Source organism: Porphyrobacter sp. AAP60 (assembly GCF_001296025.1).
Lineage (GTDB): Bacteria > Pseudomonadota > Alphaproteobacteria > Sphingomonadales > Sphingomonadaceae > Erythrobacter.
The window spans coordinates 1-15,183 of record NZ_LJHV01000012.1 but is presented as its reverse complement, the minus strand read 5'-3'; the positions used below and the strand labels follow the sequence as shown (position 1 = coordinate 15,183).

Below are 15,183 nucleotides of genomic sequence, written 5' to 3'. Positions count from 1 at the left end.
TTTATCCGTTCAGGCGACCCGGAGAAATGATCGGGACGGGGCGATGCTGTCTCGCCCCATCCCTATAGGGAGCGTCCGCATACTGGTCGGGGCGGTCAACAGCAATATAGCCTCTGCGCGGCACGACCAACGGTGCGGAATTGTCGTCCAGATGCGACGACCGCCAGTCTTACTCCAGCGAGAAGCTGACCGTGGTGACCACCCGCACTTTCTTGAACGGACTGTCGGACATGCCCCAGCTTCCGGTTTCGCCATCGCGTGCTTCGATGGTGAAATAACCTTGTGTCGCATCCCTGATCTTGCCCACGCCCGATCCGGAATCCTCGGCAAACTGCTGCGCCGATGCGCGGGCATCCTTGGTCGCTTCGGCTACCATTTCGGGCTTGATGTCGTTCAGCCTGGTGAAGGTATAGGCCATGCCTGATCCCTCTTCCAGAAACACCCCGCGCCCGACGAGATCGAACTGGCGGGCAACGGCTTTCTGCGCGCGAGCGATATCTTCGGTGCGCAGGGCAAGGCGCTGGCGCACGGTATAGGTGGTCAGCCCGTCATTGGTGTAGCTTGATACGTTCGCGCCGGTCGGCTGCAAGGCATCGGCGGGAAAGCCCAGTTCCTTGAAGAAGGCTTCGATACTCTGCGTATCGCGTCGCACCTTGCCCTGTGCTTCGGACAGATCGGTTGACGATGCGGAATAGGAAATCGTCCAGGTTGCCAGATCGGCCTTGACGTCGCGCTCGGCCAGACCGCGCACGGTCACGGCGCGCTCGGCATCCTTGGCGCGCAGCAATCCGTTGCCCAGCAGGTATCCGCCCGCGATCATGCCGATCGCAAGGATCGTAGCGGTGCCGAACCAAAGCTGGCTGGAAGGCTGACGCAAGACACTGGTTGTCGCAGTCACCGGTTGCACTTCATCGCTGGCCATACCATGTTCCCCCATATGAGTTGATGCGACGAAATGTGCATCATCGTCGATGAATGGAGTTTGAATGGGGTTTCGTTTTTGTGTTCCGCAGCCCCTCCGGGCTGCGAAATCCTCGCTCATGCGACCTGAAGGTCGCGTCGCTGCGGGCGGGCAGTCGCCCTTGCGGTCGCCAGGGCGACCGACTAGCTCTGTGCCGCAAAGGAACTTGATATGACGAAATACCTCCACACCATGATCCGCGTGACCGATCCGGTCGCTACGGTCGATTTCTTCAAGCTGATCGGGCTGGAAGAAGTGCGCCGTTTCGATGTCGAGGCGGGGCGGTTCACGCTGATCTTCCTTGCCGCGCCGGGGCAGGCAGGCGTGGCCGAAGTCGAACTCACCTATAACTGGCCACCCCAAGATGGCAGCCCGGGCGAGGATTACAGCGGCGGTCGCAATTTCGGGCACCTCGCCTACCGGGTGGAAAATATCTACGATACCTGCGCGGCGCTGGCCGCTGCGGGCCACATCATCCACCGCCCCCCGCGTGACGGGCACATGGCCTTCGTGAAATCGCCCGACGGGATATCGGTCGAATTGTTGCAGGAAGGCCATCTGGAACCCGCCGAACCCTGGGCCAGCATGCCCAATACCGGCAGCTGGTAAATCCGGTCTGATCCCCTGGCCGCGAAAGTAAATCGGGCCTAAACTACTAAAAATACGGCAGCAGTTGCGTGTCGTTCGAATGCAATATACCTTGACGACTTCACCGGGGTAGGGGGTCGCCTTGTCTATCTGGGGGCTGGATTTGTGGCAGTGCCTGGCATTGCTGCAGCACGAATTGCTGTTGTTCGCAGGGGTGTTCTTCCTGATCGGCGCGCTTGACGATATCGCGGTCGATGCAGTGTGGCTGTGGCTCAGGATGCGCGGGCGGGCGATGACGGCGCAGCGCCCGCGTTCTGCCCTGCGCGGGCGCGACCTGCATGGCGCTGCTGCGGTGCTGATCCCCGCCTGGCGTGAAGCGGCGGTGATCGGCCCTACCATCCGCCACCTGCTCGATAGCTGGCCGCAGACCGATCTGCGCCTTTATGTCGGCTGCTATCGCAATGATCCTGCCACGCTGGCCGCCGGGGTTGCCGCAGCCTGCGGCGATCCGCGGTTGCGGCTGGTGATCCATGATCGCGACGGGCCGAGCACCAAGGCCGATTGCCTCAACCGCCTTTACGCCGCGATGAAGACTGACGAGGCGCGGGCGGGTACACGTTTTGCCAGCGTGGTGTTTCACGATGCCGAAGATATGGTCGATGCAGGCGCGCTGGGCCTGCTGGATGAAACCATCGCTGCCGGCGCCGATTTCGTGCAATTGCCGGTCGAGCCGCTGGCGCCGCGCCACAGCGGCGGTTTCGCGCGGCAGATCGGCAGCCATTACTGCGAGGAATTCGCCGAAGCCCATGGCAAGGCGATGGTGGTGCGCAGTGCGCTGGGGGCGAGCCTGCCGGGCGCAGGGGTGGGCTGCGCCGCATCCCGCGGGGCGCTTGAAGGGTTGGCAGCGCAGCGCGCCGATGGCCTGCCCTTCGCCAGCGATTCCCTCACCGAAGATTACGAACTTGGCCTTGCGATTGCGGCCGGCGGCGGGCGCTGCCGGTTCGTGCGGGTGCGCGGCGATGATGGCCGCCTGATCGCCACCCGTGCCTTTTTCCCGAACCGGTTCGAGACTGTCGTGCGCCAGAAAACCCGTTGGGTGCTGGGGATCGCCTTGCAGGGCTGGGACCGGGTGGGCTGGTCGGGCGGAGTGATCGAACGCTGGATGCGCGCGCGCGACCGGCGCGGCCCACTCACCGCGCTGGTGCTGCTGACAGGCTATGCGCTGGTGGTGCTGACCGGATTGATGGGAATTGCCATTGTCGCAGGCGTGGCGCAGCCTGTGCCGCTCACCCCCCTGCTGAAAAGCCTGCTGGTGGCCAATACGGTTGCCTTCGGGTGGCGGGTGGTGATGCGGTTTGCCTTCACCGCCCGCGAATACGGCTTGGCCGAAGGCGGCTTGGCGGTGCTGCGCATTCCGCTCGCCAATGTCATCGCGATCATCGCCGGACGGCGCGCGGTGTTCAGTTACATCCGCTCGCTGGGCGGCCGCGCAGCGGCGTGGGACAAGACCGAACACGATGTACACCCTGCGCAACTGGGATTTGCCGGAGCCGCCCTGTCATGAGAGCCACCGCCGCTGCCACCCGGTCACGCGGCGGCCCATTGCTGATGCTGGTGCTGCTGTTGGCCGCGTGGACAGGCGCGCGCGCCGTATGGTGGGAAAATCCCTTTGCAGTGATCGGTGATGCGCTGGGCCAGACACTGGCGGCGGCTGCCCCGGTTGCGCTGTCAGCCAGCGATGCTTTGCCCGAAACCTTGGCAGCCATCTCGCCCGGTGCCGCAGGGCCGTTGGCCGTTCCTGCGATGACGATGGGACTTTACGAAGCGGGCCTTGCAGGCGCCGAGGCTGGTACCGGGCTGGCTGCGCCAACCGCACCGCAGCTTGCCGCTGCCCACCATCTGCTGTGGTATGCCGCTATGCGCGATCCGGCAGCGCGCGGCGATTTGGCAGGCCGGGACATTTTGGACCTATCCGGGCCCGCACCCCGCGCTTCTGCGCCTTTCCTTCCCGCGGCCGCGACCGCTGCTCCGCGCTCGGCGGGGCGCTGGTCACTGGATGCCTGGGCGTTCTGGCGACAGGGCTCCAATGCCGCGCCGATATCGCAGGGGCGGGTGCCGATCTATGGCGCGAGCCAGGCGGGTGCGGTGCTGCAATATCGCCTCGCGCCGGATTCGCCGCGCGATCCGCGCCTCTATGCGCGGGCATACAGGGCGCTGGTGCGGCGCGGGGAAAGCGAGCTGGCGCTGGGCGCATCGGCCCGCCCCGTGGCACGGGTGCCGGTGCGGCTGGCGGGCGAGATGCGCTATACCGATGGTGCCTTTACCGATGCGGTGCGGCCATCGGCCTATGCCGTGACCGAGATTGCGCCTCTGCCCCTGCCGCTGGACACGCAGCTGGAGGTTTACGGGCAGGCAGGCTGGGTTGGCGGGCCGGGCGCAACCGGCTTTGCCGACGGGCAGGCCAGCCTTACCGGCGAGGTGCGGCAGTTGGCCGCGCTGACCGATAACACCGCCCGGCTCAGCGTGGGCGCGGCAGCATGGGGCGGGGCGCAGCGCGATGCGCAGCGGATCGACATCGGCCCGACCATGCGGATCGATCTGACCGTGGGCGAAGTGCCTGCGCGCTTCTCGATCGACTGGCGCGAACGGGTGGGGGGCGATGCCGGGCCGGATTCGGGGCTGGCTGCGACAATTTCGACCCGTTTCTGACAATTTCAGCCCGTTTCAGCCAGGCGCAGGCGCGCTGTCTGCGCCACACTTGCTGCTTGCAAACAGGAACAGGCCTGCGGCGGCTTTTATCCCCTGCTGCGCTGGTCTAGGCAAAGCGGCATGGACGTTTATCTGCCCATCGCGAATCTTTCGGTCAACGGCCTCGTCATCGTGCTGTTGGGCGGGCTGACGGGCATTCTTTCCGGCCTGTTCGGCGTTGGCGGCGGGTTTCTCACCACGCCGCTGCTGATTTTCTACGGCATCCCCCCCACAGTGGCCGCCGCCTCTGCCGCAACGCAGGTGACAGGCGCGAGCGTTTCGGGCGTGATCGCCCATTCGCGGCGCAAGGGTGTGGATTACCGCATGGGCGCGGTAATGGTTGGCGGCGGGGTGATCGGCGCGCTGATCGGTGCGCTTTTGTTCCGGGCGCTGCAATCGCTGGGCCAGATCGATGTCGTGATTTCGATCCTCTATGTGCTGATGCTGGGATCGATCGGCACCTTGATGATGCGCGAGGGGTTGAGCGCGCTGCGGCCGGAAATGATTAAAAAGGGCGGGGCGCCCGTGCGCAAACGCCGCCACCACCCGCTGGTGGCCAGCCTGCCTTATCGCTGGCGGTTCTATGCCTCGGGGCTGTACATTTCGCCGATTGCTCCGGCGCTGCTGGGGCTGCTGGTGGGCATCCTGACCATGCTGATGGGCGTGGGCGGCGGGTTTCTGCTGGTGCCCGCGATGCTGTATATTCTGGGGATGAGCGGCAATGTCGTTGTCGGCACATCACTGTTCCAGATCCTGTTCGTGACGATGGTGACAACCATGACCCACGCGCTGACGACCAAGGCGGTCGATCTGGTGCTGGCGGCATTGCTGCTGCTGGGATCGGTGCTGGGCGCGCAGTTCGGGACGCAGATCGCCCTGAAGGCCAAGCCCGAATACCTGCGGCTTGCGCTGGCTGCGCTGGTTTTGGTGATTGCGCTGCGGATGCTTTACGGCCTGGGCGTGCAGCCCGACGAAATCTACACCGTGGTGCCGCTGTGAGGGTGCTGCGATGAACCGTGCCGCACGGGTAGCCGTGCTGCTTGGCGTGTGGCTCGCACTCTCCGCCCAGCGCGAGCCGGTGCTGGTGCCTGCTGTCAGCCAGTCGCTGATCGAGGTGCGGCAGGGTTTCACCGGAGCGCGGCTGCTGCTGTACGGCGCGGTGATCGATCCGGCGGGGGCAGGCCGTGCGGAAGATTACGATATTGTCGTGGTGCTGAAAGGCCCGGCCGATTCGGTGCGTATCCGCGAAAAGGAACGGCTTGCCGGTATCTGGGCCAACGCCGGGTCGAGCGATTTCCGATCCGCCCCTTCGTTTTTCGCGGTCGCCTCCTCGCGCCCGATCGAAGAGATCGTCGATCAGCGCACCGCCGCGATTTACGAACTCGGCACCGACTTCATCCAGCTCAGCCCGTCAGGCCAGATCGAGCCGGAGGAACAGGCGCGATTTGCCCAGGGGCTGGTCGCCTTGCGCAAACGGCAGGGGCTGTATCAGGAAAACCCCGGCGGTGTGCGGATCAGCGAAAAGGTGCTGTATCAGGCGCGCATCAACCTGCCGTCGACTGTGACCACCGGGCGCTATACCGCGGAAACCTTCGCCATCGCGCGCGGGCGGGTGCTGGCCAGCGCCACGGCACGGATCGAGGTGGTGAAGGCCGGGCTTGAAGGACAGGTCGTGACCGCAGCGCAGCGCTGGTCGTTCCTTTACGGCCTTGGCGCGATTGCGCTTTCGCTCGGCATGGGCTGGCTTGCCGGAAGGCTGTTCGCGCGGCCCTGAGCAGCGGTGATCAGCGCTGTTGACCCGATCTTAACCTAAATCTCCCTATCCCGTGTGCCAAAGCAATCCGGCGCAGGGAAAGGCGCAAATGACCGATCAACCGAGGCAGGATTTCCAACGCTTCACCGGCCCCAATCCGGCAGGCGAGGAAGAATTCGCCGCAGCCGTGGCGGGCGGCCAGGATAATGCGCGGTTGCCGATCGGTGTGGTGCTGGAGATTTCCGGTTCCGGATCGCAAATCGCGCTGGATCTGCAGCGCATCAACGAATGCATGGCTGATGCCGATCCCTCGGTCGCAATGGCCGGGCAGGTTGGCAGCCAGATCAAGATTCGCGTCGGCGATGCCTGGCTGCTCGCCAACGTGCGTGATCAGCGCAAGGATCGCCGCACCGATGGCGGGATCATTGCCCACATCGACTTCCTTGGCGAAGGGGCCGAAGAAAAGCTGACCGGCCGCATCCACGGGTTCAAGCGCGGGGTGACGCGCTATCCCGTCCCCGGTGCGATGATCTATCCTTCCACCACCCGCGATCTGGAACAGATTTACGCCAGCGATGGCCGCGCCAGCATCACCATCGGCAAAGTCTTCCCTACCAAGGATATCCGCGCCGGCCTGTATATCGATGCGATGCTGGGCAAGCACTTTGCGCTGCTGGGATCGACCGGCACCGGCAAATCGACCAGCGCCGCGCTGATCCTGCACCGCATCTGTGAAGCCGCGCCCAAGGGTCACATCGTGATGATCGATCCGCACGGCGAATATTCTGCGGCCTTCCGCACCACCGGGCAGATCCTCGACGTTTCCAACCTGCAGATGCCCTATTGGCTGATGAACTTCGAGGAGCACTGCGAAGTCCTGCTGTCGAGCAGCGGCAACGAACGGCAGGTCGATGCCGATATTCTCGCCAAGTGCCTGCTGGGCGCGCGGTCGAAGAACCGGCTGGCGCAGACGATGGGCAAGATCACGGTGGATTCGCCGATCCCCTATCTGCTGTCCGATTTCGGCAACATCCTGCAGGATGAAATGGGCAAGCTCGACAAGGCGACCTCGTCTGCGCCGTTTATGCGGATCAAGGGCAAGCTGGACGAGATCAAGGCCGATCCGCGTTACCAGTTCATGTTCTCCGGCATGCTGGTGGGCGACACCATGGCCGACTTCATCGGCAAGGTGTTCCGCATGCCCGGCAACGGCAAACCGATCTCGATCATCGACGTGTCGGGCGTGCCATCGGACATCACCTCCACCGTGGTGGCGGTGCTTTCGCGCCTGGTGTTCGATTTTGCCATCTGGGGGCGCGAGGAAAAGAACCGCCCGGTGCTGCTGGTATGCGAAGAAGCGCACCGCTACGTGCCGAACGAGAAGAACGCCGATGGATCATCGGTCGGCAAGATCCTGTCGCGCATCGCCAAGGAAGGCCGCAAATACGGCATCAGCCTCGGCCTGATCACCCAGCGCCCGTCCGATCTTGCCGAAGGCGTGCTGTCGCAGTGCGGCACGATCATCTCGATGCGTTTGAACAACGACCGCGACCAGGCCTTCGTGAAAGCCGCCATGCCCGAAGGCGCGCGCGGGTTCCTCGATTCGATCCCGGCGCTGCGCAACCGCGAATGCATCATCTGCGGCGAGGGTGTGGCAATCCCGATCCGCGTGACCTTCGACGCGCTGGAAGAACACAAGCGTCCGGCCTCGGAAGATCCGAGCTTTGCCGAATTGTGGAACCAGGACGGCGGCGAGGAAGAACTGGTCGACCGCGTGATCATGCGCTGGAGATCGCAAGGTTAAATAACTTCGTCATTGCGAGCCGTAAGGCGAAGCAATCCATGAACGAAGCGTGTGGCATGGGCCAAAGGTCCATGGATTGCCGCGTCGCTTCGCTCCTCGCAATGACGAACGACTATGTTCCTCTGGTATCCCCATACAGATGGATATGCAGCCGGTCGCTCATGCGGAAACCATGCTGCAGGCACAGGTCTGATAGCCACGCCTGCCGTTCGCGCTGGGCTGCTGTGCTGGTGCCTTCAGCCATCAGAAAAACGCGCTCGGGCCGGAAGCGATAACGGCGCTGGAGTTCCAGCACCTCCGCCACATCTTCGGGCGCGGCGATCACGAATTTGAGGAACGCGCGCGGATCTGTTGCCCATGCGTCCAGCCGTTCCGGGATCAGCGCCAGATCGGCCGGGTTGCCCGAATGCGCCAGCTTGGGGCTGACATTGTACTGATCCACCCGGATATCCAGACGCGCGGGCGGGGCGACCGTGCCATTGGTTTCGATCTCGACCGACATATCGGGCAGATGCGCCAGCATCTCGGCCAGCGCGCCTGCCTGCAACAGCGGCTCGCCCCCGGTGATAACGAGCCGGTTCTGGCCCAGCGCCGCGATCCGTGTCGCGGTTTCGGCAGGCGAGAGCGTCACCTGATTGGCGCGGCGTTCAAAGGTGGTGCCGTCGCGGTGGGGCCGGTTGTCGCCCTCGAAATGCCACGTATAGGCCGTGTCGCACCACACGCAGGCGAGGTTGCAACGCGAAAGCCGCACGAAGGCAACCGGCACGCCCTGGCTCGGCCCTTCGCCCTGCAGGCTGGCAAAGATTTCCGGCCCGCCGGTGTCGTCGGTGGCGAGGGTGAGGTTCACCTCACCCCAGCCGCGCCAGTGCCGCTGTCAACCGCTCTACCTCACCCTGATGGTGCGCCAGATCGGCGCGGGCTTTTTCGACCGCTTCGGGCTTCGCCTTTTCGGCAAAGGCGGGGTTCGACAGGCGACCGCCCAGCGATTTGGCTTCCTTCTCCGAAGCCGCCAGCGCCTTTTCCAGCCGGGTCTTTTCGGCCGCGATGTCGATGATCCCTTCGAGCGGGATCACGAATACATCGCCGCCAGCGATCACCTGCATCGCCGGGCCAGCGGGCGCTTCGCCGATGGTGACAGGGGTCAGGCGCGCAAGGCGTTCGATCGCGGCGCTGCTGCGTTCGATGGTGCGGGTCGCCACGTCCGAGGGCGCAGCAAGGTAAGCCGCCAGCTTGGCACCCGGCGGAATGCCGAGTTCATTCTTGGCGCTGCGGGTGTTGGTGGTCAGCTCGATCACCCAGTCGATGGCGTCGGTCGCTTCCTTGGAAACTTCCGCTTCGGGCGCGGGCCACTGGGCAAGGATCAGCTCGTAGGGTCGCTCACCCAGCTTGTGCCACAGCTCTTCGGTGATGAAGGGCATGAAGGGGTGCAGCATCACGAGAATCTGGTCGAGCGCCCAACCGGCAACCGCGCGGGTTTCGACGGCGGGCGGGCTGTCGGCATCGCCAGCGAAGACCGGCTTGATCAGTTCCAGATACCAGTCGCAGAATTTGCTCCACGTGAACTGGTAAATCGCGTTGGCCGCCGCATCGAAGCGCAGATCGGCCATCGCTTTTTCGATCTCAGCAACGCATTGCTGGACTTCGCCGATGATCCACTGATTGGCGGCGAGGCGCGCCGACGGGGCCTTGATGGTGCTTGAAGCACCAATGCCATTGGACTGGCAGAAGCGCGCCGCGTTCCACAGCTTGGTGGCGAAGTTGCGGTATCCCTCGACCCGCTTCTCATCCATCTTGATGTCGCGGCCCTGGCTTTCCATTGCCGCCATGAAGAAGCGCAGCGCGTCCGCGCCGTACTGGTCGATCAGGCCGAGCGGATCGACGACATTGCCCTTGGACTTCGACATTTTCGCGCCGTCAGCCGCACGCACAAGCCCGTGGAGATAGAGCGTATCCCAGGGCTTTTGCCCCATGTTGTAATATCCCATCATCATCATCCGCGCATCCCAGAAGAACAGGATATCAAAGCCGGAGATGAGCAGGCTGTTGGGGAAGTGTTTGTTCAGCAGGTTCCCGTTCGTGTCGAGCGTAGTCGAGACACCTGTGCCCGGCCTCTCGACTTCGCTAGAGGCGAACGGAGGTTGGGTGTCCGGCCAACCGAGCGTGGCGAAGGGCCAAAGCGCGGAAGAGAACCACGTGTCGAGCACGTCTTCGTCCTGCGTCAGCTTAACGCTCTCACCGGCGAGCGCCTGCGCTGCGGCTTCATCTTCAGCTACAAAGCAACGACCGTCATCGGCAAACCAAGCCGGGATCCGGTGCCCCCACCACAATTGGCGCGACACGCACCACGGCTGGATGTTCTCCATCCAGTTGAAGAAGGTCTTCTCCCACGTCTTGGGCACGATCCCGATTTCGCCGGAACGCACGGCTTCAATCGGCTTCTTCGCCAGTTCCGCTGCGTTCACATACCACTGGTCGGTCAGCCACGGTTCGATCACCACGCCGCCGCGGTCGCCGAAGGGGGTGGCGATCTGGCGGGGTTCGGCGTCGTGCGCCACTTCCTCGCCATCCTTGTTCTTGGTGATGTGGGGGATGAGGAAGCCCTGTTCCTTCATCCGCGCAACCACCAACTCGCGTGCGCCGTCCTCCCCGTCACGCTTGAAGCGGTGCAGGCCGAGGAATTCCTCCGGCACCAGCCCGTCCGCCGTCTGGCAGACGTTCGCCTCGGCATCGAGCATGTTGAGCATTTCGCCCGCAGCAAAGCCGGCGCGTTTGCCCACTTCGAAGTCGTTGAAATCGTGCCCCGGCGTGATCTTCACGCAGCCAGAACCCAGTTCGGGATCGGCGTGTTCGTCCGCGATCACCGGAATGCGGCGGCCGGTCAGCGGCAGGATCACGTGCTTGCCGATGACGCTGGCATAGCGTTCGTCCGCCGGGTTCACCGCCACGGCCATATCGGCCAGCATCGTTTCGGGGCGGGTGGTGGCGACCTCGAGATAGTCGCGGCCATCGGGCAGGGTCGCGCCGTCCGCCAACGGGTAGCGCAGGTGCCAGAAACTGCCCGCAATCGTCTGCGTTTCCACCTCGAGATCGGAAATCGCGGTCTTCAGCTTCGGGTCCCAGTTCACCAGCCGCTTGTCACGATAGATCAACCCGTCGTTGTACAGGTCGACGAAGGTCTTGATCACCGCCTTGGTAAAGTGCGGGTCCATGGTGAACTGTTCGCGGCTCCAGTCCATCGAGCAGCCCAGACGGCGCAGCTGGTTGGTGATGGTGCCGCCGGATTCGGCTTTCCAATCCCACACCTTGGCGACGAAATCCTCGCGCGAATAATTGGTGCGCTTGTCCTGCTGCGCCTCAAGCTGGCGTTCCACCACCATCTGTGTGGCGATCCCGGCGTGATCGGTGCCGACCACCCACAGCGCATCCTTGCCGCGCAGGCGTTCATAACGGACCACCACGTCCTGCAAGGTGTTATCGAGCGCGTGGCCGATATGCAGGCTGCCCGTCACGTTCGGCGGCGGGTTGACGATGGTGAAGGCTTCCGCGTCGGGCCGTTCCGGCCGGAACAGGCCATTGGCCTCCCAGTGCGCATACCAGCGCGCTTCGATTTCGGAGGGGTCGAAAGTGGTGGCCAGAGCGGCGGCGGATGTGTCGGTCATAATGCCTCGCGCCATGCCGCAACCTATGTTGCGATGCAATGATGGACAAGCGCGCAGACTGCCGCGAGGGCCTTGCCCGCTGCCAAAAATCTGCCCATAGCCGGTTCCCTATGCAGGATGCCGTGCAATTCAGGTTGGAAAATGCTGACGGTGACGCGGCGGCGAACGGCAACCGTCTGGTGCTGTCCGGGCAATTGACGCTCGCCGGGATTGCCCCGGTCGAGAAGGAACTGCGGCGGCTGGACGGGCCGATCCGGGTCATCGACCTTGCCGAGGTTGACGATATCGACACGGTCGGCGCGTGGGTGGTGTGCCGCCTGGCGCGCGAACACAATTCCGACATCAGCGGCGCCAATGATGCGGCAGACCGGCTGCTCGATTCCGTGCGCGGGATTGACGGCGGCGGCGATATCCGCCCCCCGCGCCCACCCGCATGGGAACGGGTGCCGATTGCGATCGGCGAGAAAATCTACGGCGCGCGCTCCGGCATTTATGGTGTGGTCGGGTTTTTCGGCCAGATCATTCTCGGCGCGGCCAGCCTGCTGCGCCACCCCACCCGCTTTCCGGTCAAGGCGCTGGTGCACCAGATGGAACTGGTGGGCGTTTCGGCCCTGCCGATCATCGGGTTGATGAGCTTTCTCATCGGGATCGTGATTGCCCAACAGGGATCGGTGCAGCTGGAACAGTTCGGTGCCGAGGCTCTGACAGTGAACCTTGTCGGGCGCATCACCCTGCGCGAACTGGGCGTGCTGATGACTGCGATCATGGTGGCGGGCCGATCCGGCAGCGCCTTTGCCGCGCAGCTCGGCACAATGAAGCTGACCGAGGAAATCGATGCGATGCGCACCATCGGCATCTCCCCGATCGAGGTGCTGGTGATCCCGCGCATCATGGCGGCCACCTTCATGATGCTGCTGCTGGGCTTCTATGCCTCGATCGTGGCGATTGTCGGCGGCGCGGTGGTGGGCGATCTTACGCTGGGCATCCCGTTCTGGACATTCCTCGATCGCATCCACGATGTGGTGCCGCAACACGATCTGTGGGTCGGATTGATCAAGGCGCCGGTGTTCGGCCTGATCGTGGGGCTGGCGGGCTGCTATCACGGTCTGCAGGTGCGCGACAATTCCGAAGAAGTCGGCCGCCGCACGACGATGGCGGTGGTTTCGGCGATCTTTGCGGTGATCGTGCTCGATGCCTTCTTCGCTGTGTTCTTCACCGAAATCGGATGGGGTTGAGCGATGCGGGTCAATAACCACCGGGATGATGAAGCGCGGCCGATTGTGGTGGAAGGGCTGGTCAACCGCTTTGGCGATTTCGCGGTGCATGAGGGGCTGGATCTGACGGTCAACCGCGGCGAGATTTTGGGTGTTGTCGGCGGATCGGGCAGCGGAAAATCGGTGCTGATGCGCTCGATCATCGGGCTTCAGCAGCCCGCGGCTGGAAAGATCGATGTGCTGGGCAAGACCCTGACCGATGCCGATCCGGATACCCAATTCGGCGTGCGCAGTCGCTGGGGCGTGATGTTTCAGGGCGGGGCATTGTTTTCGACACTGACCGTGGGCGAAAATGTCGAAGTGCCGCTGCGGAAATTCTATCCCGATCTCGATCCCACGCTGCGGCGCGAAATTGCGCGCTACAAGGTGATCCTGAGCGGCCTGCCTGATAGTGCGGTGGCCAAATACCCTTCCGAACTGTCGGGCGGGATGAAGAAACGTGCCGGTCTTGCCCGCGCATTGGCGCTGGACCCTGAATTGCTGTTTCTGGATGAACCCACCGCCGGGCTCGATCCCATCGGCGCGGCGAAGTTCGACCGGCTGACGCGCGAATTGAAGGAAACGCTGGGCCTTACCGTGTTCCTGATCACCCACGATCTCGATACGCTGTACGAAATATGCGACCGGGTGGCGGTGATCGCCGAGAAGAAGATCATCGCGGTCGGCACGATCCCCGAACTGATCGATACCGGGCATCCGTGGATCGAGGAATATTTCAACGGCCCGCGCGGGCGCGCCGCCCAGGCATCGCATCTGAGGGCAGCAGAATGATCAATAGAATGTTGGACACGCACGCCCGGCAGGCGGCATAGGGAACGCACATGGAAACCAGAGCCAATCATCTGTGGGTCGGTGCGGTAACGCTGGTGTTGCTGGCTGCGCTGGCGGCATTTATCGTGTGGATCGCCCGGCTGGGCGAAGGCCGGCAGGATGAATTCGACATCTTCTACGGCCAGTCCGTATCGGGTCTTGCCAATGGCAGCCAGGTCAGCTTTGCCGGGGTGCCGGTGGGGCAGGTGACCGAAATCGCGCTGGCCGATGGCAACCCGGAATTCGTGCGGGTGCGGATCAAGGTGAAAAGCGATGTGCCGATCCTCGTCGGCACGCAGGCGACCATTCAGGCCAGCTTTACCGGCGTTTCCACCATCCTGCTGGACGGCGCGCGCAAGGATGCGCCCGCGATCACCTGCGAAACCACCGCCTGCCCCGAAGGGCGCCCGGTGATACCGCCGGGGCGCGGCGGCTTTGGCGAAATCGTTGCCAACGCGCCGTTGCTGCTGGAACGGCTGGCAACGCTGACCGAACAGCTCAACACCATTCTCGGCCCCGAAAATCAGGGCGAGATCGCCGGCATTCTGCGCAACACCAACCGCCTGACCGGCGGGTTGGCCGATGCTGCGCCTGAACTGACCGCCAATCTCAAGGAATTCCGCACCACCATGACGGAATTCAACCAGACACTGGATGCTTTCGAAAAGCTGGCACTGACCACCGACAATGTGCTCACCAAGGAAGGCGAGCCGCTGGCCAAGGAACTGCGCGAAACACTGAAATCGGCCAATTCCGCGCTGTCTTCGCTGGCGGCCACGCTGGAAGATACCCGTCCTGCAGCGCGGCAATTGCGCACCACCACGCTGCCCAATGCCGAGGCCACCTTGCAGGATCTGCGCGCTACCAGCCGGGCGCTGCGTTCGATCACCGAAAAGCTCGAAAGCGAAGGCGCGGGCGCTCTGGTCGGCGGCACGTCGCTGCCCGATTACAAGCCAAATTAAGGGACTGATCGCATGAACATTCTGAACCGGTCGATCCTGTTTGCCCTGCCGCTGTCACTGGTGCTGACGGGCTGCATCAGTCTCGGCGGCAAGCCGCCCGAAAGCCTGCTGACGCTCAGCCCTGATGCGCGCGCGCCTGCGGGGGCGGGGGCCTCTGCCGGAGCCAACCAGCCGGTGATCGCGGTGCAGATGCTCGATACGCCTGCCAAACTGGATGTGCTGCGCGTGCCGGTGGCTGTCAGCGACACTGAACTGGCCTATCTCCAGGAAGCGTTCTGGGTGGAAAAGCCAGCGCGGCTGTTCCGGCAGCTGCTGGGCGAAACCATCCGCGCGCGTGGGCAGGCGATGGTGGTTGATGGCGACGAAACCGTGACTCTGGCAACGGTAACGTTGCAGGGCACGCTGCTGGATATGGGCTATATCGCCCCGGAATCGGCGGCGATCGTGCGGTTCGATGCGGTGCGGATCGATGATGCGGGCAGGGTGACCACCCGCCGTTTCGAAGCGCGCGAAACCGGCGTGGTGGCAGAACCGCGCGCGGTGGGCGATGCGCTCAACCGCGCAGCCAATACCGTGGCGGGCGAAGTGGCGGATTGGGTCGCGGGGGGTTAACCCCGCGCAAGC

At 63.9% G+C, this 15,183-nt stretch carries 13 protein-coding genes; 10 read left to right on the top strand and 3 right to left on the bottom strand.

Features of this window, described 5'->3' with window-relative positions:
• Positions 1 to 169: 169 nt before the first annotated feature.
• The gene (locus tag IP79_RS11430; protein WP_082337183.1) at positions 170 to 922 is read right to left on the bottom strand and encodes an SIMPL domain-containing protein; all 753 of its coding nucleotides are present in this window, start codon (positions 920 to 922) and stop codon (positions 170 to 172) included.
• A 210-nt stretch (positions 923 to 1,132) separates the two neighbouring features.
• Here IP79_RS11430 and IP79_RS11425 point away from each other — a divergent pair, with 210 nt between their 5' ends.
• From IP79_RS11425 to IP79_RS11400, 6 genes are all read left to right on the top strand, one after another.
• The gene (locus IP79_RS11425) at positions 1,133 to 1,570 is read left to right on the top strand and encodes a VOC family protein (protein WP_054119445.1); all 438 of its coding nucleotides are present in this window, start codon (positions 1,133 to 1,135) and stop codon (positions 1,568 to 1,570) included.
• A gap of 121 nt (positions 1,571 to 1,691) precedes the next feature.
• Positions 1,692 to 3,113, top strand: a complete 1,422-nt coding sequence (locus IP79_RS11420) for a glycosyl transferase family protein (RefSeq protein WP_054119444.1) — start codon at positions 1,692 to 1,694, stop codon at positions 3,111 to 3,113.
• Positions 3,110 to 4,258, top strand: coding sequence for a hypothetical protein (locus IP79_RS11415; RefSeq protein WP_054119443.1), 1,149 nt, complete (start codon positions 3,110 to 3,112; stop codon positions 4,256 to 4,258). The genes IP79_RS11420 and IP79_RS11415 overlap by 4 nt, the downstream gene beginning before the upstream one ends.
• Before the next feature lie 120 nt (positions 4,259 to 4,378).
• Entirely contained in the window at positions 4,379 to 5,296 is a 918-nt protein-coding gene (locus IP79_RS11410) for a sulfite exporter TauE/SafE family protein (RefSeq protein WP_054119442.1), read from the top strand.
• A gap of 10 nt (positions 5,297 to 5,306) precedes the next feature.
• The gene (locus IP79_RS11405) at positions 5,307 to 6,071 is read left to right on the top strand and encodes a TIGR02186 family protein (RefSeq protein ID WP_054119441.1); all 765 of its coding nucleotides are present in this window, start codon (positions 5,307 to 5,309) and stop codon (positions 6,069 to 6,071) included.
• Positions 6,072 to 6,159: 88 nt separating this feature from the next.
• Positions 6,160 to 7,854: an ATP-binding protein gene (locus IP79_RS11400; RefSeq protein ID WP_054119440.1), complete on the top strand. Its 1,695-nt coding sequence runs from the start codon at positions 6,160 to 6,162 to the stop codon at positions 7,852 to 7,854.
• A 112-nt stretch (positions 7,855 to 7,966) separates the two neighbouring features.
• On the opposite strand, the gene IP79_RS11395 is transcribed toward IP79_RS11400, so the two are convergent.
• Together IP79_RS11395 and IP79_RS11390 are read right to left on the bottom strand one after the other, a co-directional pair.
• Entirely contained in the window at positions 7,967 to 8,701 is a 735-nt protein-coding gene (locus tag IP79_RS11395; RefSeq protein ID WP_054119439.1) for a 7-carboxy-7-deazaguanine synthase QueE, read from the bottom strand.
• Position 8,702: 1 nt separating this feature from the next.
• Positions 8,703 to 11,513: a valine--tRNA ligase gene (locus tag IP79_RS11390; RefSeq protein ID WP_054119438.1), complete on the bottom strand. Its 2,811-nt coding sequence runs from the start codon at positions 11,511 to 11,513 to the stop codon at positions 8,703 to 8,705.
• A 110-nt stretch (positions 11,514 to 11,623) separates the two neighbouring features.
• Here IP79_RS11390 and IP79_RS11385 point away from each other — a divergent pair, with 110 nt between their 5' ends.
• Genes IP79_RS11385 through IP79_RS11370 form a run of 4 tightly spaced genes read left to right on the top strand, consistent with a single transcriptional unit; the run spans position 11,624 to position 15,171 of the window.
• Complete coding sequence (locus tag IP79_RS11385) at positions 11,624 to 12,748, top strand: ABC transporter permease (protein WP_054119437.1); 1,125 nt, start codon at positions 11,624 to 11,626, stop codon at positions 12,746 to 12,748.
• 3 nt (positions 12,749 to 12,751) lie between these two features.
• Positions 12,752 to 13,558, top strand: a complete 807-nt coding sequence (locus IP79_RS11380; protein ID WP_054119436.1) for an ABC transporter ATP-binding protein — start codon at positions 12,752 to 12,754, stop codon at positions 13,556 to 13,558.
• Positions 13,559 to 13,608: 50 nt separating this feature from the next.
• Positions 13,609 to 14,559, top strand: coding sequence for an MlaD family protein (locus IP79_RS11375; protein ID WP_054119435.1), 951 nt, complete (start codon positions 13,609 to 13,611; stop codon positions 14,557 to 14,559).
• Positions 14,560 to 14,571: 12 nt separating this feature from the next.
• The gene (locus IP79_RS11370) at positions 14,572 to 15,171 is read left to right on the top strand and encodes an ABC-type transport auxiliary lipoprotein family protein (protein ID WP_054119434.1); all 600 of its coding nucleotides are present in this window, start codon (positions 14,572 to 14,574) and stop codon (positions 15,169 to 15,171) included.
• The last annotated feature ends 12 nt before the right edge of the window (positions 15,172 to 15,183 follow it).